Genomic DNA, 23,429 nt, shown 5'->3' with positions numbered 1-23,429 from the left:
CTCTTTCGACCCCACCCTTCATAGCGAGCAAAGGCTGTCGGCATCGAGCGAAAGTGTCACATTCCAAACATACGAAGTTGTCCCAACGTCTGGTTCTCGTGCTCAGCCTGCGCCGACAAGAGAGCGCCACGAGCAGCAGCCGCCAATTTGAATGTCGCGGAGCCGGTTCGTCGGAATGGCACGTCGCTTGCTGCTCCGCATGGAACGCACACTGCTAGCCCACGAACAGCGGAGATAATAATGGCGATTGATTCACAAGGGCTGCCCCTCCCCTGTGCCCCTGCTCAGCGGGTATTCCGCATTCCTCAGATTGCAAAGAAGAATGCGATCCCCTTTTGAATGGAGATCCAGAATGAACGTAAGCAGCCTTCTTCCCGGCTCGGTTGCGGCCCTGATCTCCGTTTCGGTGGCTCGCGCGGCGGACGAAATTCCCGCGTCGGACCGGACCGAATACGTCCAGATCTGCGACGTCTACGGTCCGGGCTACTTCCATGTCCCCAACACCGACACCTGCCTGCGCATCGGCGGCTACATCCGATACGACGTCGGCATCGGCGGTGTCCGTTCGCATGAGGGGGCAAGAACATCCAGTGCGAGAACCGGGGAGGCTCAGGGCACCTGGCGAAACAACACGCGTTTCACGTTCAAGACTTGGACGCGCCAGGAAACCGAAATCGGACCCCTGAAGACCTATACTGAAAGCCGCCTGAACTTCGGCAACCGCAACCCTTATCCGGGTCCGGACAGCGCTCAGAACCATGCCTTCAACAGCGGCACCAAGTTGACTTCCGCCTGGATCCAGCTTGGTGGTCTCCGAGTCGGGAAGGACGAATCGGCCTTCGACACATTTATCGGATACGCCGGGAACATCCTCAATAACGCACTTGTTCCGTATGGCGACTTCGATACCAACGTGGTTCAGTACTATCTGGATTCCGCCAGTGGCTTTTCAGCTCTGGTTTCACTTGAACAAGGGGCGGGTGAGGCCGGTTCTCTCGACAGCCATGTTCCCCACGTTGTACTAGGCGTGAGACAGACGCTGGCCGGCGGCGCGATCACCGGCGTAATCGCTCGTGACAGCAACTACGACGCTTTGGCCGGCAAGGTCCGCATCGACGTCAATGTCACAGATGACCTGTCGCTATTCGGTATGTTCGGCTACGGCTCCGTTGGCAATCTCAACGACGACCCAACCAACGCTGTCGCCGCTCATGGTCGCGGCTTCTACAAGAATTGGAGCGGCGACTGGGCTTTGTGGGTGGGCGCCACCTACACGCTCGACGAGAAAACGGCGTTGAATCTCCAGCTCTCCGGTGATCAGCTCCGGAACTCCGGACTGGCTGCAAACGTCGCCTATATGGCCATTCCAGGTTTCACAGTCACAGCCGAAGTCGATTATGCCCGCTACGCCAACCTCACTGCCGTCGGCCGTTCCGGCATGAATCCGACACACGTCGGCAAAGCGGACAGCCTCGGCGGCGTACTGCGATTCCAAAGCTCATTCTAACGCAACGAATCTGAATGTCGGAGGGCCGACAGGTGGCCTCGGCATCTCACCTTGCGATGTTCAAGATGTGGTCTCGGAAGATCATGCCTCGACGTGTTGGTGGTCTTCTTAGCCTGCTAAGCGAGGCTCGCGTAGAGCGCTCAGCAATGCCACTCAACAGCTGGTCCGGGATATCTCCATCTGTATCCCAGTTGTGCTACCCCCATTGCGATGAGCTGCTCGATATAGAGTGCGTCGCCGGCACGGCAACGGTAGACACCTGAACGCTTCGTCCAGGCACTCGTCGTTTCCTCAGTGGTTCAGGATCAGTGCTCGGCGGGCGTCGTTGCAGCCTCAGTTCAGTAAGAATCTTGTTCTGGTCGGACCATATTCAAGGCAACTCAGTGTCTGAGCCGCAGCGGACCGCTGAGAGGGGCGCAAGCACTCGGTCCTGATCGAATGCCTTCTCCGCCGCGTCATTGTCACCGAGATATGGCGGACGCTCCGATGTCGACCCGGTGTCCTCAGCAGCACCGCAAACTGGGCACCAATGCATCCATGTCGTGGATGTTTTTATCGAAGCAATCGATTTTTCTGGCTGTCCAATGATGAATATGAAGCACTTGGCGTGGTGGGCGCCGTCGGAGTCGTTGCATGGAATCGCTTATCCAGTGCGGCCAGAGTGCCGAGGCGATCTTCGGAGGGGTCGACCATATGATCTGCGACCCAACGGGAATTGGCCGTCGTGGAGACAATGGCTTCGGCCAAGTAGCAGGGACCATCTGTCGGGTGAAAATAAATGATCACACCGCATGTCGGCCGAGTTGAAGCCGCGATGGTAGCGTACCGAACTGTTCGGCCGCAAATTGCGACGACGTCGCCCACATCACAGCTGCGCCTGCAGTCGCCCCCGTACCAGCGCCAAATTGACGTGTTCAGTAGGAGCCAAAGCATATGCACCGTCGTAATCTGATCAAGGGGTTCATTGTACTGGGCGCGTGTCCTATTTGCGGTGAAGCCGCGCGGGCGGCCAGCACCGAATGGGGATATGCCGGCGCGGTCGGACCCGAACAATGGGGGCATCTGGACAAGAGGAATTTGGTCTGCTCGGCGGGCATGCAGCAATCGCCGGTCGATATCAAGGGCGCGGTCAAAGCGGATATTCCGCGCATTGCCATAGGCTGGCACAGGGGCGGCGGCAGGATGGTGAACAACGGCCACACCATTCAAATCAACCTGCCACAAGGCAGCACGCTCACTCGAGGGGATCGTGTCTGTGAGTTGCTACAGTTCCACTTCCATGCGCCAAGCGAGCACCACGTCGCAGGCAAGAGTTTCCCGATGGAAGCGCATTTCGTCCATAAGGACCGCAACAGCGATACTTTGGGTGTGCTGGGGGTGTTTCTGACGCCAGGCGCGACAAACCCCAGTTTTGCCAGGCTTGCTGCAGCTTTTCCAGCAACGTCAGGCGATGAGGCAACGGTCGACGACGTCGATCCGAACGAGCTTCTGCCGGCTTCGCTTGGCTACTGGACATATGAAGGATCTTTGACAACACCGCCATGCACGGAAAACGTCGACTGGATGGTGGCGACGGAACCCGTTGAGGTCGACCCAGCAGACATGGAGCGATTTACCTCGCTGTATCCCCGCAACGCGCGCCCTATCCGTTCACCCAATCGGCGCTTCATCCTGGGCCTCAGCTGAGGGCCCCTGAAGCCGCGAAGGGTCGAAGCACCGCCTGCGCGTGGTATTCATCTCCTTCCAAGATCGCAACGATGTGCTCCGCATCGCTGGGGTCCTTTGGACGCTCATTTCTCGTTCTAGAAGTGGCCGAAAACCAAGTTTGGCGACGGTGTTGAACCGTCCTCGTAAGGGTGAGAGGTAGGCGTGGCTTTCCTATTCCAGCAGCATCCGGCCGCATACCGAACGCCTGGCGAGCTGGACTTCAGGTTGGACCTTCGCAAGGCGTGCACCGCGGATCAAACGCCGTTTCCTTGGGAAACACGGCTCAGTTCCGACAAAGCAATTGTAATCGCCCTAGCCGCCTCGATTGCGCTCTTGGTCGGGACGCAGGGGCAGCCCCCACAGATCAACGATGCGATCCTAAGTCAACTGCGACCGATTCAGATCAACGATGCATTGCTCCGGCGCGACGTCGCCCGCGCTCGGACGGATATGGCATTGGAATCCCGGTCGGTTGCTTCTGCCGGACAGGCATTGCAAAGGAATCGTGAAAACTTGCAACGCTCTCCCGGAGTTTCGCCCGATGAGAGCTCTGGGCAATCCAGATTGCGCGCGCAGCTCATAAACTCGATCGAAGACAAGGAGGCTGCCGTCTCAGCCTTGGTCAAGCAAGATCAGCTTTTGCAAAACTGTCTCGCTAATCTCGCTCGCTCGCTTGGTCGCCTTGAGGGGGCCCCGTTACGCAGGGTTGTACTTTCCAAGCTGATCGCGTTTTCGGCCGAACCGGGGCTCGCCCTCGCATCACAGATGGATCAGCGTCCCGACCGACTTGCTCCGAGCCAGGCCCGGGCTGCCGCGGATGTTGTGGGCAAGGCCGGCGCTGCCGCGTCCGCATTATGGAGGTGGGACCAAGCTGCCAATCAGATCGCATCCCTCGACACATCCTCAAAGGCCGCCGAACTGGAGCGAGAGCATTTGAAAGGCTACGCCTTGGCCAGCGCGCAAGCGCAGCGTACGCGATTTTTCTTTGGTTTGCTGTCCATATGCCTCTGCATGTTCGCGATCCTTCGGTCCTCCAGGCAGCATCTGCGGATGAACCGGCTGAAAAGGCGGTTGGCGCTCGAAGAGGCAATGCGTGAGATCGAAACTCACTTCAACGATAGTAAGGCAAAGAACGCCTCGGCGCGCCTTTCCACCGAAGCAGCGCTTAGACTCATTCAACGCGTTTTCGATTCGCATCAATGCGCGCTCGCTCTGGTGGATCCGAGTCTGAGCAGGCAGACCAAGTGCTTTGTGGCGAACACGTGCATACCCGTCTGGAACCTCGCGCTTATTGATGAAGTCGTTTCACTTGTCCGCGCCGGACGACCAGTGTTTCACGTTGTTCCGGCGGCTGAAATGGTTCGGATCGCACCGGGCACGTCCGGTTTTTGTCAAATTGTTGCTTGCAGGGCCTCCGATCAGCAGGCTGTGATTTGCATCCTTGTTTTTGAACGAGATCGCTCCCTCCCCTCAGCAGACGACCTGCGAGTTCTTGCAAGTGCCATTGTGCGTTTGAGCAACCATCTTGAAATGCAACGTGTAAATGACGAACGCGACATTCTGGTGAGTCGATGGGAGCATGTGGAAAGGCTGAGGACTGTCGGCACGATTGCAAGCGGCGCCACACATGAGTTCAACAATATTTTAGGCGCAATAATCGGATATTCAGAAATTGCCCAAAGTCTGGTGCGTCGCCCCTCTCGAATTCGGAACCACATCGACCAAATCATCTTAGCTGGCCACCGAGCCAAGCTGATCGTTGACCAGATCTTGTCCCTCAGCCGAAACCGAAAGCGCGTGCCAGTGCCTTTCAATGTCTCCGAAATTGTTATGGATCTTGCGCCATTGCTGCGGCTTACAGTTCGTGCGGATGTTCAGTTGAACTTCAAGATCAACGAGTGGCAAACGGTGATCGAGGGCAGCCCAACCGAAATACAGCAGATCCTCATGAATCTGTGCAAGAACGCGTCGGAAGCTGTCTTGAAGGAGGGCCGTGTCGAGGTTAGCGTTTCTCGCGCCCAGGTGTGCCAAACAAGGCCGCTGGCTCAGGGAACCTTGAGACCTGGAGATTACGTTCTCCTCTCCATCAGCGACGATGGCACAGGAATCGCAAGTTCGATCCTTCCGCATGTCTTTGAGCCCTTTTTTACCACGCGCTCTCGCGTCGGCGGGACCGGGCTGGGTCTTGCCGCGGTGGACAGGCACGTGAGCGCGCTCGCAGGCTGCCTTGACGTCACCTCGGCTGTTGGCCGAGGGACGCGCTTTGATATCTACTTACCGGCCTGCGAGGAGGAGCCAGTCAACGCTGACATCGCTTTCGGCCCATACGACGGATCACCTGGCAACGGAGAAATCGTTGCAGTCGTGGAGCCCGATTCAGCAGAGTTGGAGATCTACAAGAACAAGGTCGCCGCGCTGGGCTACAAGCCAGTCGGCTTCGCGACCTTCCAAAGTCTTTGCGGCTGGATCGAGAGCGGGAAGGCAGCTGACCTGCTGATCTTGGGTAAAATGCCTTTCCTCCAGCGGGAACAGGCAGAGTCCGCATGCCCCACCCTCATGACGGTGCCTGTCATAGTCGTCGGTGAAATTGACCCCATGCCCGTCACATCGGCTAATCCGGCTTTCGTCCTGTGGCTAGCGAAGCCGGTCTCGTCCCGGACAATGGAGCATGCTGTTCGTACGATGATGATGACATGATGCCGCCGACACGCTCGGGCTATCCAAGCATTCCGAGAAAGCCCGTCAAAAGACATCGAAGCAGAACAAAATGACGCGTCACGTTCACCAACTTATCGATCCCCAGAAGTTGTTCCAGCCTTAGTACTTGTCGAGAAGGTCGGCCACTGTCTCTCCCCGTCGCCGGGCATCGGCGGCGAGCCATACCTCTCCCACCTCATACACGTCGCCTTGGGTACGGAACGGTACGATGACGTCAATAGCAGCCGAGAGCATGTCAAGAAGCGTGCGGTCTTCCACAGCGGCTCCTTGCGCGCTGCTCTTGACGAGTGAAAAGAGCTTTTTGAAACCTTGTACTGGATCAGCCCCATGAATCGTTGATATCGATCCCGCATGGCCGGAAACGACTTCGCTAAGGTAGGCCCAAGCGGCATCATCGCGCATCTCGCCAAGCAAAATTCGATCGGGGCGCATGCGCAAGCTGGCTTGCAACAGTTGCTCGGCCGTCACCGCACCTGCGCCTGCTCGGTCCTTCGGATAGAGTAGCCGGACATGGTTCTCGTGCGGGATTGCAAGTTCGAGCGTGTCCTCGATACTGATCAACCTCTCTTGCGGGGGTATAGCGTCGATCAAAGTCTTGCTCATTGTCGTTTTGCCGCTTCCAGTAGCTCCGCAAAGCAGCATGGTGAGCCGCCCGCAGACGCAGGCTCGCAAAAATTGCTCCAAGTCACCATGGTCGTAGTGCTGTAGAATCGTTTCGTCCTGCCGCTCTTGGCGCTCTTTTCGTGAGCGCCATTGATTCCAACGCGAGTATTCGTAGCGAGAAGAAACTTCCTTGAGTTCGCTAACACGACTTGAGGGACGCCGTATCGTCAGGCTTATTGTTCCTGAGGGTACAGCGGGTGGCAAACAGATCTGCAGCCGCTCTCCGTTCGGCAACTCAGTCGCACATAGGGGGCTTTGAGGTCCGACATCTTGCTTGCGCAGCGCTCCAGCGAGGATCGCGATGTCCTCAAGATCGTCATAAGACAGTGGCAGCGGGTGTTTCGTGAAAACGCCGGCCTGTCGGACAAAGGCTTCCCCAGGTCGGTTGATCGCGACCTCTTCGGTTGTTGGCTCCTCAAGCCATTTCAGAACGGGCTCGAGAAGCAACCGCAATTGAGGATCAGCCTCCGATTGCATTGTAGTTTCTCCGGCGTTCGCGATGTTGGGGGGGTGGCGCCACGGCAGTCGCTCTAAGATCGTATACATCCGAGAAGTCGAGGTCCCGAGCCACAAAGATGGATACGGCATCTCCCTGGTTTTTCTTCAGGGTGGGGGGAAGGTTGATCGTCGCTCTCAATGTCGTCTCGACGGCTTGTCCACCATTGCTTTGGAAGCTGTTGATGCCGCTTCCTCCGCCAGAGCTGGCCGCATATTGACCAGCCGCCTGAAACGCACCTTGGATCACGCTCATGAGAATCGCACCGCCAAAGCGTTCCCGGAAATGATTGTCCACCGTGCCAGGCATTCCGGAGCGGCCGAGCTCGTCAGCGCCCGGCGATGCTATCGAAACGAGGGCATGGTCAGGTGTTTCGATGCGCGTCCACAGCACGAAGACACGCGCATCCCCCTGCTGGAGACCGCGCTGGATCTCGCCAATCACGGTCGTCCCGCGATCCAAGAGCACGACATTGTTGGTGGCGCCGCGGACGGCTTTGGGTAAGACGCACTTCACATACCCGGGTAGATTTGTGTCGACCGCCGTTTGCAAAATGCAGGGAATGATCGTTCCTTGAGTAATCACGAGATCAGGGTGCGGCAAAAGTGTGGCCCGGCTCGGCTCCTGTATGTCTGGCTTCAATCGGCCTGACAGATCGCCACCGTTTGAAATCTCATCCGCGGTCGCCGGAGCATCCTTATGCTTGTCTTCGCTCCGCTGATCGTCATTGGGCATTTGACCGCTGCCACTGTAGGCGAAAATTGGTGTTTCCTCCGGTGGCGTTTCAGCTGGCGCCGTTTGGGGCGGCGTGGATGGCGCAGGATCTGCCGCCTGCGCCGCCTGTACGGGTGCTGGAGGTTCAGGAGCAATCTCGATCGGCACGGGGCGGAATGGCTCGGCGTTGTCGACAATTGGCGGTTTTGGCTGAGGTGGCTCGTCTTGTGTGCTGGAACGACCTCCGAGCCAGATGAGCGATAAAGACGAGATGAGAACAAGAGCAGCGACGGCCAACTTCTGCGATCCCGAAACATGCCGGCGGGCCGGCTCCGAGACCAGCGATCCGGATGCATGGACATCATGTCCCGCCTGTGGGCCGGTTTCATTCATCGTCCCGAGCCTTTCAAAACGCGCCACACGTTGGGTGTCACCGTACCGGTCCCTGGCGCTCGTCCCACAGGGTCATAAGCCCTGTTGAAAATGGACAAGACCGTGTTGCCATCTCTCAGACGCCATTCCCGAGCGACTGCGGATACTTCAACATAGTCGCCTTTGACCGTGTAATTGGCAGCGGCTTCCTTGCCGTCGGGATTGATAACGTAGAGGGAAGGTATGCGGGAATTGCTTGCGAAGCCAAATACGGTCGTAAAGCCGTTATCGAAAACTTCCAGCGGCGCCAGCGATCGATCGCCCTTTGCGACGTAATGAAAATTGCCTTCGTCCCGACCGGCAGTTGCGGCGGGGCGATTCAACAAATCCTGAACTCTCTCGTCTTGCAGCACTTTCGCCCGGGCCTGGCCAAGAAACGAGCGTCTTTCTGCTTCCTTTCTCTGAGCAGCAGCCTCATCACCTGGATAGGTGAACTGGACACTGTAGTATAGGTCTGGTTGCTTCTCATCAAGTTTGGGCATCGCCTTGGTTGAAATACTGAAGACGTATCTGCGTGTACCGGACTCGCTCTCGGCCAGCACGATGACCGGCTGTGGCGACAGCATCCGGCTAGCCTTGAAAAAGAGATAGTTGGCGCGCGGGAGCGCAGCCAGGTCTTTGCTATTGGAAACGGCCACGGCTGCGACAGTCTCGTTGGCCGCGAATGTGACAACCAGCGTTGCCCCCACTGCAGTCGACAGGCGCACCACTTCGTCGGGGCGGTAGACCAGGTAGCGCATCCGCGCATCGTGCTTGCCGGCAAGTGGCGTGTCTTCCGCGCACGCTCCCATCGTTAGGAAGAGTGAACAGGCCAGGGCGAGAAATGCTCTTTTTGTCATGGCTGCACGTTGCCCAGGTTCGATACGGTATCTTCCGAGGCTTGATAGGACGTGACGAGTAGACCGCCCGGATTGGTGAGCCTCGATTGCCCCGGCAGAGCCGTCAGGCGCTCGTATCGGATGGTAGCTGTCCAGGTGGTAACTATCGGCGTCTGCCCATCGATAACAAGCATACGTTTGTATCGGATCTGCTGAACGTCGGGACTGAGGTCGTTTGAGGAGATATGCCCGACTTCGAGCTTGCCGCGCTTGCCGACCGTGACTTGCGGCGAGGTGGGATTGGGATAGTTGAAGAAATCTTGATATTGCTGTTGCACGGTCGGTGCGCTGAAACTGGACACGAGGTCATAGGCGTATTGGGCTGTATCTGCTGTGTAGCCCTCACGCAGGCGTACATATTCCCATAGCGAAGCATTTATGACGGCTCGGTCTTGGGTTGCGGGCAGTCGAGAGATTGACACTTCGCTGTCTACGGTCCCGTCCGGCCGTACCCAGAGGAACACAGGTACGAGCTTGGCCAACGGGACCATGGCAGCGATGGTAAATGCCTGGGCAACATTTCCGAGGACCGCCGCTGCCGCAAAGGCTATAAGGGCCTTTGACAAGCGCCGCGCAGACTTCGCTCGTGAAGTTTGAAACGCTTCCACCTTCTTGTAGTGAGCGGCTAGCGTTTCTCTCTCCACCAGAAGGGCATGTTCAGGAAATTTCACTTGGGCTCTTCCGTACACTCAACCTGAAGATCCTCAGGTGTGGTTTCCCATTGTCCCGCGTTCAGCTGGAATGGCGTACCCGTACAGGTCGCAAGCCGATCGGTTGTCTTGCAGGCCGCCAAAGCGAGGATTGACAACAGTAGATAGCGTTTCATGTTTTTGACACCTCGCTTGTTATTGATTAACCACGTCCCGTTTTGGCAAAGTAGCGATTGAGGTTGTTTGGAGCTCGGTTCGCCCCTGCCCAAGAGCCGCCGGCGATGCTGCTGGCGATCGTCGGAAGTGCGACGATCAGAGCGTCGCCAGCCAGGAAAAGCATGTCGATCTCGTAAAGCCCGATGATCTTGGCTGCTGTCGTGCTCGAGTATTTGATTATACCAAGCATGAGCACCAGCGAGGCTGCTTCGGCCGCGATAACTATCGTCGCAACGATGTTGAGAAGGAGAAGCAGCAGCCCGTACGAGAGCAGTTGGCCGATCCATCTGGTAGCCATGTCTCGAGTGTGATCAAAAAGGTAGCCGACAAGAACCAGGGGGCCGATCGCCAAGAGTACTTTCGTCAAAATTCCAACGGCATCATAGATTTCGAACGCTGTCCACAGCGAGCCGTAGAAAATCCATTGCGCTCCTTCGAATGCCAGTGTGTCCTGGCCGTTCATAGGCCCAATTTCGGATGCAATCATCTGAAAGGCATACTGAGTTGAAGCAAACATCCAGTCGAGCTTCCGGGGAATATCGATGAAGGGCAAGTCGCTGCTACTCATCTGGTGAGCAAGCCTTGGAATCGTGTCGTCGAACACCGTTTCAATGTATTTCTGGTAGTTGGCCTGCCCTAAGATAAGGCCGACGACAATCGACACCATGATTACGCGAGAGATACCTCCACGCGCATCGACTTGACCACGCATGACCAGACAGCCTTGGATTATTATCCAAAGCGTCACACACGCAACCAAAGGTGCGCTGATCGCCTCTTGGATCTTTTCAAGCACGTTGTGCAGCCCTGACGTGAAAGCCACATGAAAGACCGTGTGTATGGCCGTGAATGGCGCGGGAATCCTGAAACTCATGGCATGAGCCTGATTTGTCCCTGATCAGCGGAACTGAGCCGGATGAACTCTGCGTGGTTCACGGCAGGCTGAACATCTTGGCGGTGTCCTGGCGTTCCCGACGCTGCGTGGCGGCCTCCTCCACTGCGTGAAGGCTCCCTTGTGCAGTGGCCATCGTCAGCAGACTGGTGGCCTGGACATTTTGGATGATTGCATCGTGAATCTGCTTGAGGACCAGACCGTTGGTCACCGTGGCCTGCACAATATTTCTCGAACTGGAAAGCTGACCAAGCGTGTTGTCGTTCGCCTTAAGGCGCTTGTCCATTACGTCCAGAGTGTCGGCTGCAAGACCTGCGGTATTGGCGGCACCAGCGATTTGCCCCTCTAACAGTTTCCCTTCTGCATCGGTGCCGGTGACTATCCGAGTTGGGTCTTGCGCAATGTTACGCGCCATGATCGAAACTGGCGCCCGTGCATCAAACATCTGCCCCTCCAGCTTATTGCTCGACGGGTAGTGATTTCCTTGGTTAAGTGCGCCCAACAGTCCCGTGACACCGAATGACGACGTTAGCACCTGCACCATTTCCATCGTGAAAGCGAGCGTCTCAATTGACTTTACAAGGATCGCCGCAGTGGAACCCGCTGTTAAGATCGATTGTGCTTCTGTTATCGGGTCGCTGACAACAAATTGTGACCGGGCCTGTGTGCTAAGCAGAAGAGAAGCAGCGAGCGTCGTCGCTCCAAGCTTGGCAAATCTCATGAATATTCCTCCGTCAGTCTTGAACTTCGTGGTAACGAGCCATGAACTTATCGAGCCACCCACTTGGGGCATCTCCGTGCTGGTCACGAAGCTGGTCGGCAAAGCGCACGCTGTTGGCCCGCCCCGACAGTACGGCTACGTACTCGCGCATCTGGCCAAGGTCGAATTCGCAAACAACACTCCCACTGTCGCGCTTAAGCAGAAATTTGCGGCTGCCAATTGCCATTCCCTGGCGGATTGCCTCGAACTCCTGCGTGGTGCACTTCAAGCCATCGACATACGCAGCCCGATCCGCCGTCGGTGATGGGTAGAAAATCTTCGTCATGCATTGTGCAACGAGACTGGCTCCGAGAGGCGATTCAAGCACGTGTTCAGGCTGCTGCGTTGCGAGTATCAACATCCCATTATTCTTGCGGACGGTGAGCAAGAACTTGTCGATAACAGCCGAGAACTGGGGGTTGAGCAGATAGAAGCGAAATTCGTCGCAGCTCATGACGAACCGACGCCCATCGACAACAGCGCCCACGCGATGCAGAAGATACGCGGCGGCGGGCGCACAGACCTCCTCAAATTCCAGGAGCTGCGTCATGTCGAAGCCGGTAATGCAGGCATCCAGCCTTACTTCGTCGACATCGCCGTCAAAGGCCCATCCAAGTGCATTCCCTCTACACCACCGCTGCAGCCGCGCTCCAGCGCCCTCGGAGGGGCCGTGCAGCAGGAATTCGCGCAGGCCCGCAATTGAGCGCATGACGGGTTCGAACGAAAGTTGACGAACAATGCCACGCTCCAGTCGACGGCTTTCCTCCGGCGAGATCGGGCCACGGCCGTCACTCTCGATTAGAGCCATCAACCATTCGCGCAGAAAGTCCAACGAGGCGGAGGTGTTGTCCAGTCCACGCAGAGGGGCCAAGCCGCTCGGAGCGCCTCTGCGCAACGCCAGATATGTCCCTCCCGTGGCTCGCACCAGCAGTTCACCACCCCGGTCCTTATCGAAAAAGACGATGGCACCATCGCGGTCGACTACGCTTTGCTCAAGCATCGCGAGGATAAAGGTCATCAGCGTCGTCTTGCCTTTGCCGACGGGCCCGAATATCGCCGTCATGCCGACGTCGTTCTCATGGGGGATGTAGTCGAAAGAAGTTCCACCGTTCGTGCGAAAGCGCGCAAGAGCTTTGCCCCAGTGGCCGGAAGTGGAACCGCTTGGGAAGTTCTCAAAGGAGACAAGCCCGGCAAAATTGTGCGAGGTGATCGCCCCGGGGCGTGTTCGCCACCTGTTGTTTCCCGGAAGCTGGGACCAGTACGCGGCCTCCATGCCGATCCCCTCTTGGACGATAACGGCGCCCGTGTCGGCCAGCCTTGCGCGGGCATTTGCTGCGCGATCTCCAAGGCTGTTGAGGCTGTCGGCATAGACGCACAGGCTCAAATGATGTGAACCCATGACGAACTCGTTGCTTGCCAGTGCGTCCTCTGCTTCGGCAAGTTCATTGATCTGGGTGAGAGCCTTGTCGCCGGCGCTCGTCATCTGGCTGGACTTAAGGCTAAGCTTCGCATGAGCTTGTGGCCGAGTGAGGAAGGAAAAGCTCTGGCTAAGGACAAGCGGGAAGTTGGCGGACAGCAACGGATTTAGCATGCCTGGCCGCGTGGTCGCCGGATATTCACGCAACGAAAACAATGATCCCACGGAGCCACCCCCGGGTCTTCGAATCTCAAGCGCCCGCTTACCGCAGATGACCTGGTCAGTGTAGATCGCGGCACCAAGTGAGCCGGTAACCATCGGAACCGGAAGAAACCGGCACGTCATTATCAGCCGAAGCGCCTCACCGATTTCCGTGAAGAGCACGTCGCCTTTCTCACGAATACCCAACCGGCGCAGACCGTAGCCGCCGAGTGACCCAGAAATGATCTGCCAGAGGTCCTCCAAGCTTCGCATTTGTGTGGTCAGATCGTTGTCATCGCGTCTGGGGGATTTGGCAATGCGCCAGCCGATCTTGCCGATGGCGGTGCGGGGGAACACGATGACAGTGAGGAAGTGATCGTTGCGAAACAGCTTGCCCGACAGCACACGGCTCTCATAGGCCTCGCTCAGACTGCCAGCGAATGCGCTTTGAAACTGGCGCGATACCGGCTCCGGCACATCGTTGTTTCGCACAAGGTGTGCGTATAGCGTGACATTGTCGTCGGCTATGTTGCGCAAGAGAGTGTTGAACGCGCGGCAGCGCGAGTTGCGCATCTCAGCGTCTTCCAAATCAAACGGCAGTCCGTTCAAATGTGCCATGGCCATGATCGATCCGTCCTCCAGAAGGACAACCTGATCGCTTAGATGACCGACATACGGAAGGTAGATCTCGCCAGATCTCTCGGTCCGGCCACTGGCGCCAAACATTACACCATTCCTCTTCCGCGTTTTGGCACTCTAATCGGATTGGCGCTGACGCTCGCGCCGCCCCAGACCTGTCCGTCCACGCTTCTGCCGGCGGTCTGCAAATAGAGGAACACGACGCTTGCGGCGTTATAGTCACGCTCAACAATCAGCCGTGCTCCGAACCAGAGTGGCACGAGCACGACTTCATAAAGCGGGTTCTTAAGGATGATGATGACGAGCCCCGCCAACATCATGAGCGCTCCGGCCAGCGTCAGCGGCACCCCCAGAAACAGTGCGGGGCGTGTCGCCGCCACATAGAGGGTGCTCACTTCCAACCGGTCGCTCATCAGCCGCCGCCTATGAGCGCCTTGCCCAGGAAGCTGGCGCCAAACATGATGACGATTCCTCCAACGACACCCGCAACCAGACCAAGTGAAGCACGACCGAACATCCACGAGATGCCGATGGCCACGAGTCCGAGCACGGCAAGCGATTGTCCGAAGGGGCCAAGTATGAAGGTGCTGATATTCTGGATCATCTTGGCAGGATCCGTCCCTCCGGTCACCTGGGCCGCGGCTGGCCCGCCGGAGAAGACCGTCCATGCGACGCCCGCAGCAGCGGCCGGTACATATTCAGCCGCCATGCGCAGCATGGACAAAGGCGAAGGAACACGCGTTTTAAGCGCACGAAGTATTTTGAGTGGCTTCATCATTGTATCTCCATGATTCAATCGAATACGAGTTTGTTCGGGTTCGAGGGTTCCCGCTCTTGCGCAGCCTGGCTGCCGGTCGGACCGGAGGGATCGGCCCCGGAGCGGTTTGGCTGATAGGAGCCCCAGATGTCCCAGGAATTTTGGTTGGGCTGCTTTCTACTGGCCTGTTGGCCCTGTTGGAGCAGAGGCGGCACGGCTTTCCGCCCGGGTGCCTCATCGTGTGGCGCAGGTTGAGTGGTCGGCTCCTGCGTTGTTCCAAGGTGACCTGAGACGTCCTTCGCGGCCGACTCGACCTTGCGTACGTAACCGTTGGCGAAGCCACGCGTGACGTCGCCGGTGTTGTAGGCCGAGATGGCACGGCGAAGCGCCAGTTGCTGCGCTGGAGCAGTCGTGCCGCCGGCATACCGGCTCTCAAGCAAATGAGCGGCAGCCGAAAGCGAGGCGCAGGGCTCGAAAGCCTTTTCCGGCGTGAGATTGAGCCTGGGAAAATTCTTGCTGTTTATCTGCATCAATCCAACGTCGACAGAATGTTGTGCTTCGAGACGGTCCTTGATGCCCCGCGTGGCTTGCAGGTGATCTATCCAGCGAAGCTGCTCACCTGTGGTGTTGTCATGGGCCACCAGCGTTTCAAAGCCACTTTCAATCTTGGCAATCGCTGCGAGGGTGGACGGCGCAACCCAGGGAGCGCATTTGCGCGATAGGCTGTGGAACTCACGGGGCGAAAGTGGCGCGGGCTCGGCTGGGAGTGAGATGGATGTCAACAGGACAATGGCCAGCGGCCAAGCTGCAATAAACATTTCCTACACCTCCCTTTTCCGAGCCGCGGCGGGTTCTGGCCCTGTCCGGCACGCGCTTATCGGGGAGGTTTGTTACTGCGTGATGTTCAAGTTCAGCTTTTCGGTTTCATTTGAAGGAAAGTGCGTGTTGGTCTCCGCGTGGTGAGTCTTGCCCATGCGTGGGTGGCGCGGGCGCGATCAGCCGGCTACATCCAAGGCATTTTGGCCCGTACCGACGGTCCGTTGCTCCTGAACCGTAAGCCGCGGCTTCGGCGTCATGGATGGTGATGGGGTCGTCTACGGGCGCCTGGTCAAAAGCAAATGGAAGCTCGGCGGCTTATTCGGGCTGCGGGTGCCGTGGGTCAATCGAATGGGAGAACCGAGAGGCGCCAAGCTGCCCAACGTTGCGTATGCTGCGATTTGCTTTAAGGGGATGGTCATGCGCGGCCTTGCATGGTCAGGTCATCGACACCGCGAGCTCATCCGCGAAGCTAGGCGCAAATCCCCGGCGCGATGGTCAATCGGAAGACGTCGGGTGCCCAGCCTGGTGCGAGCCTGATTCAGCTGTTCGGCCGGCCGCCACAGGGGATCATGTACAGTCCACCGGCACATGACCGCACGCCATCGGCGGCGTCCGACGGCGCAACCGGCAGGCATAGTGACTGGCTCAAAGGGAGTGTGGCCCACGGCAGGGTCATGCCGGCGCTTGGAACCCTCTGGTCGCCACGGGCTGCCTTGGTGCGGTCAATTGGCTGTGGATGAGAAGACCAAGACGAGCACGGCCTCACATTGGCCGCACGCCACGGCGAGTGGTAGCAAGGGGCAGCTGTTCTGCGTGGGCGCCCCAGGGTTGCTCGGCAACAGCTTTAGACAGGATTCAAAATTGAAGGTGAGCCGTTGAAACATGTTCTTGTCATTGACGATGATGCCGCAATGCGACGCCTCATCGCCGAGTATCTCATGATGCATGCCTTGAAGGTGACCGCAGTCAACGATAGCAAGCAGTTTAACTACGTTCTATCCCATGAGCCTGTCGACCTCGTGGTGGTTGACCTCAATCTAGGCCGGGAGGATGGGCTTGCGATCGTCCGCAATCTGGCGACAAAATCGGATTTACCCATCATAGTGATCAGCGGCGACCGGCTTGATGAGGCGGAAAAAGTCGTTGCACTGGAGCTCGGCGCAACCGATTTCATTCCCAAGCCTTTCGGGCTGCGCGAGTTTCTGGCCCGCATTCGCGTAGCGCTACGCCAGCGCCTTGCCAGTCCGCGAACGAAAGATCATCGCTCGTTCCGGTTTGGAGCCTGGAAGCTCAGCGTCAAGCAGCGGCGGCTGATCTGTGCAGAGCGTGGCGAGGTCAAGCTTACCGCATGTGAGTTCAATCTCTTGATCGCGTTCCTGGAGAACCCCCGCAGCGTACTATCCAGAGAACGGCTTTTGCTCGCGAGCCGTGTGCGTGGAGAAGAGGTCTACGATCGAAGTATCGATGTCCTGATCTTGCGCTTGCGCCGAAAGCTCGAGGCTGATGCGGCCAATCCTCGCCTGGTCAAGACGTGTCGTGGTGCGGGGTACTTCTTCAACGCTGACGTTGACGTCAGCTACGGAGGCAGCTTGGCCGCGTGACAGGAGCTAGCAGACGAGGCTGATCAAGCGAAAGCAGCGTTCTCAGGCCACAGGCTTCAGCTCGGGCGCCCGGGTGTAGGCAGGCGCAGATCGTGGATCTGGCTGCTTGGATGGCTGTCGACGATGCTGCTGAGGACGTCGGCGAGATAGCCGAGTGGCTCGACACGATTATGCTTGCGGGTTTCGTTCAGCGATGCATGACTGCCCCAGTGTTCGACACCGCCGTTCGAGCCAGCGAAGAGCGCGTCCTTGCGGTTGAACGCGAATCGGACGGATTGAGCGCTCGACGGTGTTGCTGTCGATCTCGATGCGGCCTTCATTAATGAAGCGCGGAACGCCTTCCCAACGTGAGAGCGTGTATTGACCGGGCGAGCTTTGTCTTGTGACCGATCAGGCCGAGCTTTCGTGCAGCCAAAGGTTCAAGGTCGGCAACAATAGAGCGGCTATTTTCCTGACGCGTCGCACCGCGTCTATCGGCCGGTCGTTCGCTGGCTCGATCCTGTAGAGGTCGGCGATCCGTCTCAGCGCCTGGCGGCGATCGGCGCGTTTCCAGGTCTACAATCACGTGGCAATGGCAGCCTGATCAATTGCGGCGACAGCTACCGGTCCGGGGATCCCATCAGCCTCTCCGTCGCCAAAAGAGCTGTTCTACTTCATCCTGGCCATCGAGCTCAACGCCCTGCGTCGGAGCGCTCTCGGCTTCTGGAGGAAGCCATGAGGTCCGCTCGGGCTTGATCGGAGTCACGCCTGATGGAAGACGTGTCTGCTTCGCTCGCCTGGCGCCCCATGGCGAGGCTTTGCGGATTCTCTGTCCTCTGCCTCTTCGCCGGTCTCACCAGCGCTGTGTAATGTTCAGTGTTGATGATGACGCCCCCGCTGTTCACGCGGTTGCTGCCGTCAGGTGGGCTCGGCAGCTCGTTAGGGGCCTCGCGCGACTTGCTCAAGTGCTGGTCAAACGGCGCTGGCGCGACTTGTCGGGCTTGCTGCTCTTGTAACACGGCGTGTTGCACCTGCGACCCGGCTGCTCCCAAGGCTTCCGCGGGGATTGCGGCAAGCTCGTGCGGCAAGCGGCCCTGCCTCAGTCGGTTTTGCAGCGCCTGCCGATCGGCGACGAGCTTGTCGAGGTGCAGCGGCCGCTGCCGTTCCGGCCACTCTTGGTTCGCCAATCTCTGAACCAGCGCGCGCGTGCCGTCCAACATGAAGACGCCGCAATCAACACCGTTGTTCTGCCGGGCCATTTCGGGTGTCACCAGGGCGGTCGCGTCCAGTCTTGCTGCGAGCTCTCGTGCAGGCGCGTCATTGTATCCCCGTCCATCGCGCTGATGGATGGAGTCGTAGTGATAGGCGACCGCTCTTTCCGGGTCGCGGCGATCAACGAGCAGCAGCGACCAATGCTCAGTGCGTCCCTGATTCTCCCCCGTAGCCAAAGGATTGCCACTGTTCACCGGCAGGAACACGAAGTCGGCTGCGACGTCGCTGTGATGATAGATGGACAGCAATGTAAGTTGCGCGTCCCGGTCGTGACGGCGCAGTTGCTGGGAGACCAACGGATCCACCAACCGCGTTCGGGCGGCGAGCGCTGGGTGGGCCACCTGCAGGTCCTGCTCCAGCAACCGGTAATCCCTGTGGATATGGGCGTCGCCCAGCAGGTCGGCGCCGAGCACCGCCCCCTCGGGGAGGTTGGACGAGCCTGACGGAGAAGCTCCGATCCGTGCATCGGAAGAGCTGGTCAGATCGACGAACGGAACACCGCGATAGGTGTCTGACAGCATGGCGGTCGCAGGCAAGGCGTGTCCTGGAGCCCTTGCCAGTACTGCTGCGGCTGCAGCTTCCCTCATCGCACCGCGATGGACAAGCCAAACGTCGTTGCCTCCCTCTGGCCTCCGGGCGGTGTAGCCCTGACCTTTAATCTCATAGTTCCATTCCGGCTGGTCTGCGTCCGGCAAGAGGCCATGATGGTACAAGGAAGAGAGCATCGCGTCTGGGACGCGTTGAGTCCCATGGGAGAAGCCTTCAGGGACGGCGAATGGGATGTTGATGAAGTCCTCGACCGCAGCGGGGGGTGCGTCAGACCTTGCAAAGGACCCGGCCTCCGCATGCAGGCTTCCAATGTGTTCGGACCCTGTGCCTTGAACAGGTACCCCCGCCAATGGCAATTCACCCAAGTGCTGCATGGGGGGCTGCATCGGAACGCGGCCGCCTTCGCTCAGCGGCTGCTGAATGGCGGCGGCTTGCAGCGGATTCAGGACCCACTGCCTCTCCGTCGGCCGCAACGGCGCTGTGTCATGTTCATTGTTGATGATGAACCGCTCGGGTGGCAGGTGGTTGCCCTGATCAAGCGCGTCCGGCCAGGGCCGGTGTTGGCTGGCAGCTAACGTTGGCGGGGCGGCGGCCTCAACTCCGGCGTGTCCAGAGCCGGCCGCTGCGAAAGCGTCCGCCATGATCCTGTCTGACGCGGGTTCCGCATCGCCAACCCGTTGCAGCGCGGAGAGCAGATTGCGGTAGCCTGGAAACAACCTCTCGGCGAATTCGATCCGCGAATCATGATCCAGCCCAGAGATCGTCAGACCCTGACTCTCCAGCACCTCAGAAAATCTGCGAAGAATACTACCATAGACAGCACGGCTGCTTGGAGCCAACCTGCTGTCATTGGCCACTTGTTCCAAGAGATGCACGTCTGCCTTTGAGGGCACCGGCACTCGCCACCCGCGAGTAGCCGAATAGCCCGGCTCATGATACGCACGCAGAACGCTCAACGCCGGCTTCATTTCATCGTTTTTCGGAAAGAAAGCATCGACGTGATCGACCAGGGATTGGTGATTTTTTAGATCAGTCGCTTGGCCACGAGCGCCGAGATCATTCGCCAATCGGCGAAGTGTACGCCTATAATTTTGGAGGGTTCTCACGCTCAATTTTTGCTGAGCCGCAGCGTGGGCGATCGCCTTATCGATAAGATCCCGGTGTTCGTCGGACAGATGGGGATAGCCGGTGGCACGGGCGCCACTCGCGACAGGTCCGCCTCGGCGCGGCTCGGCCACGTGCGGCTCAAAGCCCGCTTGCCGGGCCTTGCCCGCATCAGGCAAGGGGTCGTTGCGGCCCACGAAAGGGAGCATCGCGTCTGGGACGGGTTGAGTCCCATGAGAGAAGCCTTTGGGGACAGCGAATGAGACGTTTATGGAGTCCTCGATCGCAGCGGGGAGTGCCTCATACCTTGCGGAGGGCGCGGCCTCTGCATGCAGCCTTCGGGTGTATTCGGACCCTGTCCCTTGAACGGGTACCGCTTCCAATGGCAATTCACCCAGCTGCTGCATGGGGGGCTGCATCGGCACGCGGCCGCCTGAAATGCCGATTTCGCTCGGCGGCTGCTGAATGGCGGCGGCTTGCGGCGTATTCAGGGCCCTCTGCGTCTCCGCTGGCCGCACCAGCGCTGTGTAATGTTCGTCGTTGATGATGACCCGCTCGGGTGGCAGGTGGTTGCCCTGATCAAGCGCATCCGGCCAGGGCCGGTGTTGGCTGGCAGCTAACGTTGGCGGGGCGGCGGCCTCAACTCCGGCGTGTCCAAAGCCGGCCGCTGCGAAAGCGTCCGCCATGATCCTGTCTGACGCGGGTTCCGTATCGCTAACCCGTTGCAGCGCGGAGAGCAGATTGCGGTTGCCTGGAAACAACCTCTCGGCGAATTCGATCCGCGAATCATGATCCAGCCCAGAGATCGTCCGACCCTGACTCTCCAGCGCCTCAGAAAATCTGCGAAGCTTACGACCATAGACAGCACGGCTGCCTGGGGCCAACCTGCTGTCATTGGCCACTTGTTCCAAGAGATGCGCGTCTGCCTTCGACGGCACTGGCCGCCGGCCAGGCGCCGAATAGCCCGGCTCATGATATGCACGTAGGAAGTTCAAAGCCGTCTTTATATCACCGTTTTTCGGAAGGAAAGCATCTACGTGATCGACCAGGGACTGGTGATTTTTTAGATCAGTCGCTTGGCCACGAGCGCCGAGATCATTCGCTAATCGGCGAAGCGCAGCCGAGTATATTCGGAGCGTCCCCGCGCTATGGTGTTGCTGAGCCTCAGCATCGGCGATCGCCTTATCAATCACGTCCCGATGTTCGTCGGACAGATGGGGATAGCGGGTAGCAGGGTCGCCGCTCGCTCGGCGCGGCTCGGCCACGTGCTGCTCAAGTCTCGCTTGCCGGGTCCGGCCCGCATTCGGCAAGGGGTCATGGCGGTCCACGAAAGAGAGCATTGCGTCTGGGACGCGTTGAATCCCGTGGGAGAAGTCTTTGGGCACGGCGAATGAGACGTTGATGGAGTACTCGATGGCAGCGGGGGGCGCCTCAGACCTTGCGAAGGGCGCCGCCTCTGCATGCAGCCTTCGGGTGTGCTCGGACCCTCTCCCTTGAACGGGTACCGCTTCCAATGGCAATTCACCCAATTGCTGCACGAGGGGCTGCATCGGCACGCGGCCGCCTGAATTGCCGATTTCGCTCCGCGGCGGCTGAATGGCGGCGGCTTGCGGCGTATTCAGGACCCTCTGCCTCTCGGCTGGCCGCACCAGCGCTGTGTAATGTTCGTCGTTGATGATCACCCACTCGGGTAGCAGGCGATTGCTCTGGTCAAGCGCTTCCAGCCAGGGCCGAGTCTGCTGTTGGCTGGCAGCTAACGGCGGCGGGGCAGCGGCCTCAACTCCGGCGTGCCCAGAGCCGGTGGCTGCGAAAGCGTCGGCAACGATGCTGTTTAGGTCACCCCGTCGAGCGGGCATCCCTGGGTCGCTGAAAAAGGACGAGGCGGCTTGATCATGCTGCCGTAGCTGAAGCACTTCGCGGAAGCCCTGTTCAAGTCGCAGAACCTCTTCTGGATTCGTTGGCGACTCGTCAGCTTGATCCAACAGCCTGCGGGCCTCGGCAAGGTGCTGGTTATAGCCCACTTGCCGGGCCTGGTCCGCCTGCCCCTCTCCCAAGCCGGCGCCCTGCACCTGCGACAAAGCTGTTACACGGGATGGGTTACTATTTCGCGGGTTCACACTAGCCTCACATCAAACTGTATCGTCATATTCTGCGCCAATCCGCGCAGCGGTGCGCCGTTGCTCGGCCCTCCTCCCGTCGCGGGATGAACTTCCAGCTGCACGTGTCCGTGTGCTATCGCGATCCATTGCTCGGCTTCCAGGAGTCGTATCTCTACCCCATGAGGTTACCCCCGAAGCTTGATCCGCTAAACCAATATGGTGTTACACTTGTAGTCTCGCAGAGACTTCTCGCGGCTCTCTGGGTCACGCCGAGAGCCGTGACCGAGAACAGGTGAGCACAAGGTTCGCGCCCCTCAGGGGAACAAATCTGTAGACCGGCGTTCCTCACTGCAATCTTATGCCACTTTTGGGCGATTAAACACAAAACAACACTACAAAGCCTCCGCTCAAATTCTACGGAATCCAAGACAAGATACAGACCGCTGGTGGGTCCGACGCGGTACTCCAACTTGGGACGCGACGTCGGATGAGCGTGAGCCCTGTCGGCCGAAGGGCATCGTGAGTCCTTCGGCGAGGACAAACCCATCCTCGTTCTTGCCCGTAAGTTCAATGCCGATTGCTGCTATGGCGCAGGTCACTGGTCTCCTCTCGCGGCGGCGCCAGATCATCGCCATCGACTTTGACGGCCACAGCCAGGTCTGCGAGACACGCCCATGAACCCCGAAAGGAACGGCGATGAGGTTGCCGCAGCCGGCGCTACCTGGGGATAGTCCAAGCCGACGCAGCGGTTTGGCCGACCGTCTGCACAACGGTAACATTCCGTCGTTTCCGACGATTATAGGTTGCACATCACTTCTGGTTCGGGGCACCAGATGGCAGATTAGCGCAAATCTTTCGCACGAGCAGCAAACGGTGGGTGGCCCGACGCCGGCCTCGTGCCCAAGAGCGCTGCGGACTGGGCATCAAGGGTCTGGCCGGACGCCTCAAGGAAGTCGCGATCCGCAATAACACGGTGGTGCTCCAAAACACCCAGGTCGTCCAATATCAGTCGGACACCGAGGCGGGCAGTTAGGGCGCGGCGGCAATGAATGACGGAGCTCGTAGCGCTTCACCATACGGCGAAAGAAGACAAGTCGAACGAAGGCATCAAGTTCTCGGCGATGGCCGCTGCTCTGGAACTGGAGGCGCAAACCGGCAACGCAGATGCGGCGCGGCTTTTAGCATCGCGTGCTCACTCGCCTTGGGCTTCTGCGCGGCAAGTCTGTACGCAACGTTCCGCCAGGGGGTAGCGGCGAGGCTTTGATGACGTTTGACATCCGTGCCTTTTGGTTCGAGACGCCGTTCTATCTGGGTTTCGCAACTCCTGTCCGCTATCGGGGCCCTCTTTGCCCAGCCGGG

Annotated in this window: 16 protein-coding genes and 1 pseudogene; 4 read left to right on the top strand and 13 right to left on the bottom strand. The window is 58.8% G+C overall.

All coding sequences use genetic code 11. The annotated features are described in order from the left end of the window. The first annotated feature begins 352 nt into the window (after positions 1-352). From M729_RS0123900 to M729_RS0123890, 3 genes are all read left to right on the top strand, one after another. Positions 353-1,507: a porin gene (locus M729_RS0123900; protein WP_027163099.1), complete on the top strand. Its 1,155-nt coding sequence runs from the start codon at positions 353-355 to the stop codon at positions 1,505-1,507. Between the two features lie 933 nt (positions 1,508-2,440). Continuing rightward, on the top strand, positions 2,441-3,193 hold the full coding sequence (locus M729_RS0123895) for a carbonic anhydrase (protein ID WP_027163098.1): 753 nt from the start codon (positions 2,441-2,443) through the stop codon (positions 3,191-3,193). 246 nt (positions 3,194-3,439) lie between these two features. Further along, positions 3,440-5,911 carry a two-component system VirA-like sensor kinase gene (locus M729_RS0123890; RefSeq protein WP_245267620.1) on the top strand — a complete coding sequence of 824 codons (2,472 nt, stop codon included), beginning with the start codon at positions 3,440-3,442 and terminating at the stop codon, positions 5,909-5,911. Between the two features lie 120 nt (positions 5,912-6,031). Here M729_RS0123890 and virB11 read toward each other — a convergent pair whose 3' ends face one another. Genes virB11 through M729_RS0123840 form a run of 11 tightly spaced genes read right to left on the bottom strand, consistent with a single transcriptional unit; the run spans position 6,032 to position 15,465 of the window. After that, positions 6,032-7,072, bottom strand: coding sequence for a P-type DNA transfer ATPase VirB11 (gene virB11, locus M729_RS0123885; protein ID WP_027163096.1), 1,041 nt, complete (start codon positions 7,070-7,072; stop codon positions 6,032-6,034). Then, positions 7,056-8,198, bottom strand: a complete 1,143-nt coding sequence (gene virB10 / locus M729_RS0123880; RefSeq protein WP_027163095.1) for a type IV secretion system protein VirB10 — start codon at positions 8,196-8,198, stop codon at positions 7,056-7,058. The genes virB11 and virB10 overlap by 17 nt, the downstream gene beginning before the upstream one ends. Then, the gene (locus M729_RS0123875; protein WP_027163094.1) at positions 8,195-9,076 is read right to left on the bottom strand and encodes a TrbG/VirB9 family P-type conjugative transfer protein; all 882 of its coding nucleotides are present in this window, start codon (positions 9,074-9,076) and stop codon (positions 8,195-8,197) included. Before M729_RS0123875 ends, virB10 begins: the two co-directional genes overlap by 4 nt. Next, positions 9,073-9,786, bottom strand: coding sequence for a type IV secretion system protein VirB8 (locus M729_RS0123870; RefSeq protein WP_027163093.1), 714 nt, complete (start codon positions 9,784-9,786; stop codon positions 9,073-9,075). Before M729_RS0123870 ends, M729_RS0123875 begins: the two co-directional genes overlap by 4 nt. Beyond that, positions 9,783-9,941 carry a type IV secretion system lipoprotein VirB7 gene (locus M729_RS1000000137590; protein WP_082827328.1) on the bottom strand — a complete coding sequence of 53 codons (159 nt, stop codon included), beginning with the start codon at positions 9,939-9,941 and terminating at the stop codon, positions 9,783-9,785. The genes M729_RS0123870 and M729_RS1000000137590 overlap by 4 nt, the downstream gene beginning before the upstream one ends. A gap of 26 nt (positions 9,942-9,967) precedes the next feature. Beyond that, complete coding sequence (locus tag M729_RS0123865; protein ID WP_027163092.1) at positions 9,968-10,855, bottom strand: type IV secretion system protein; 888 nt, start codon at positions 10,853-10,855, stop codon at positions 9,968-9,970. Between the two features lie 58 nt (positions 10,856-10,913). Then, positions 10,914-11,594: a type IV secretion system protein VirB5 gene (locus tag M729_RS0123860; protein WP_027163091.1), complete on the bottom strand. Its 681-nt coding sequence runs from the start codon at positions 11,592-11,594 to the stop codon at positions 10,914-10,916. Positions 11,595-11,607: 13 nt separating this feature from the next. After that, positions 11,608-13,977 (bottom strand): VirB4 family type IV secretion/conjugal transfer ATPase, encoded by a 2,370-nt coding sequence (locus M729_RS0123855; protein ID WP_027163090.1) that lies wholly within the window; start codon positions 13,975-13,977, stop codon positions 11,608-11,610. Further along, entirely contained in the window at positions 13,977-14,303 is a 327-nt protein-coding gene (locus tag M729_RS0123850) for a type IV secretion system protein VirB3 (RefSeq protein WP_027163089.1), read from the bottom strand. The genes M729_RS0123855 and M729_RS0123850 overlap by 1 nt, the downstream gene beginning before the upstream one ends. Continuing rightward, a complete protein-coding gene (gene virB2, locus M729_RS0123845; protein WP_032809212.1) occupies positions 14,303-14,668 on the bottom strand; it encodes a pilin major subunit VirB2 in 366 nt (121 codons plus the stop codon). The genes M729_RS0123850 and virB2 overlap by 1 nt, the downstream gene beginning before the upstream one ends. A gap of 14 nt (positions 14,669-14,682) precedes the next feature. Next, on the bottom strand, positions 14,683-15,465 hold the full coding sequence (locus M729_RS0123840; RefSeq protein ID WP_027163087.1) for a type IV secretion system lytic transglycosylase VirB1: 783 nt from the start codon (positions 15,463-15,465) through the stop codon (positions 14,683-14,685). 876 nt (positions 15,466-16,341) lie between these two features. On the opposite strand from M729_RS0123840, the gene M729_RS0123835 reads away from it, so the two are divergent. Then, positions 16,342-17,067, top strand: a complete 726-nt coding sequence (locus tag M729_RS0123835) for a response regulator (RefSeq protein WP_027163086.1) — start codon at positions 16,342-16,344, stop codon at positions 17,065-17,067. 42 nt (positions 17,068-17,109) lie between these two features. Here M729_RS0123835 and M729_RS01000000135655 read toward each other — a convergent pair. Both M729_RS01000000135655 and M729_RS0123825 read right to left on the bottom strand, forming a co-directional pair. Continuing rightward, a pseudogene (locus M729_RS01000000135655) lies at positions 17,110-17,598 on the bottom strand (transposase); the annotation flags it as partial. Between the two features lie 140 nt (positions 17,599-17,738). Then, the gene (locus tag M729_RS0123825; protein WP_245267619.1) at positions 17,739-21,992 is read right to left on the bottom strand and encodes a Ulp1 family isopeptidase; all 4,254 of its coding nucleotides are present in this window, start codon (positions 21,990-21,992) and stop codon (positions 17,739-17,741) included. Between the last annotated feature and the right edge of the window lie 1,437 nt (positions 21,993-23,429).

Origin of the sequence: Mesorhizobium sp. WSM1293 (assembly GCF_000513875.1) — a bacterium.
Taxonomy (GTDB): Bacteria; Pseudomonadota; Alphaproteobacteria; order Rhizobiales; family Rhizobiaceae; genus Mesorhizobium; species Mesorhizobium ciceri.
Note: the sequence above shows the minus strand (reverse complement) of the source record. Positions and strands in the feature narration are given on the sequence as shown.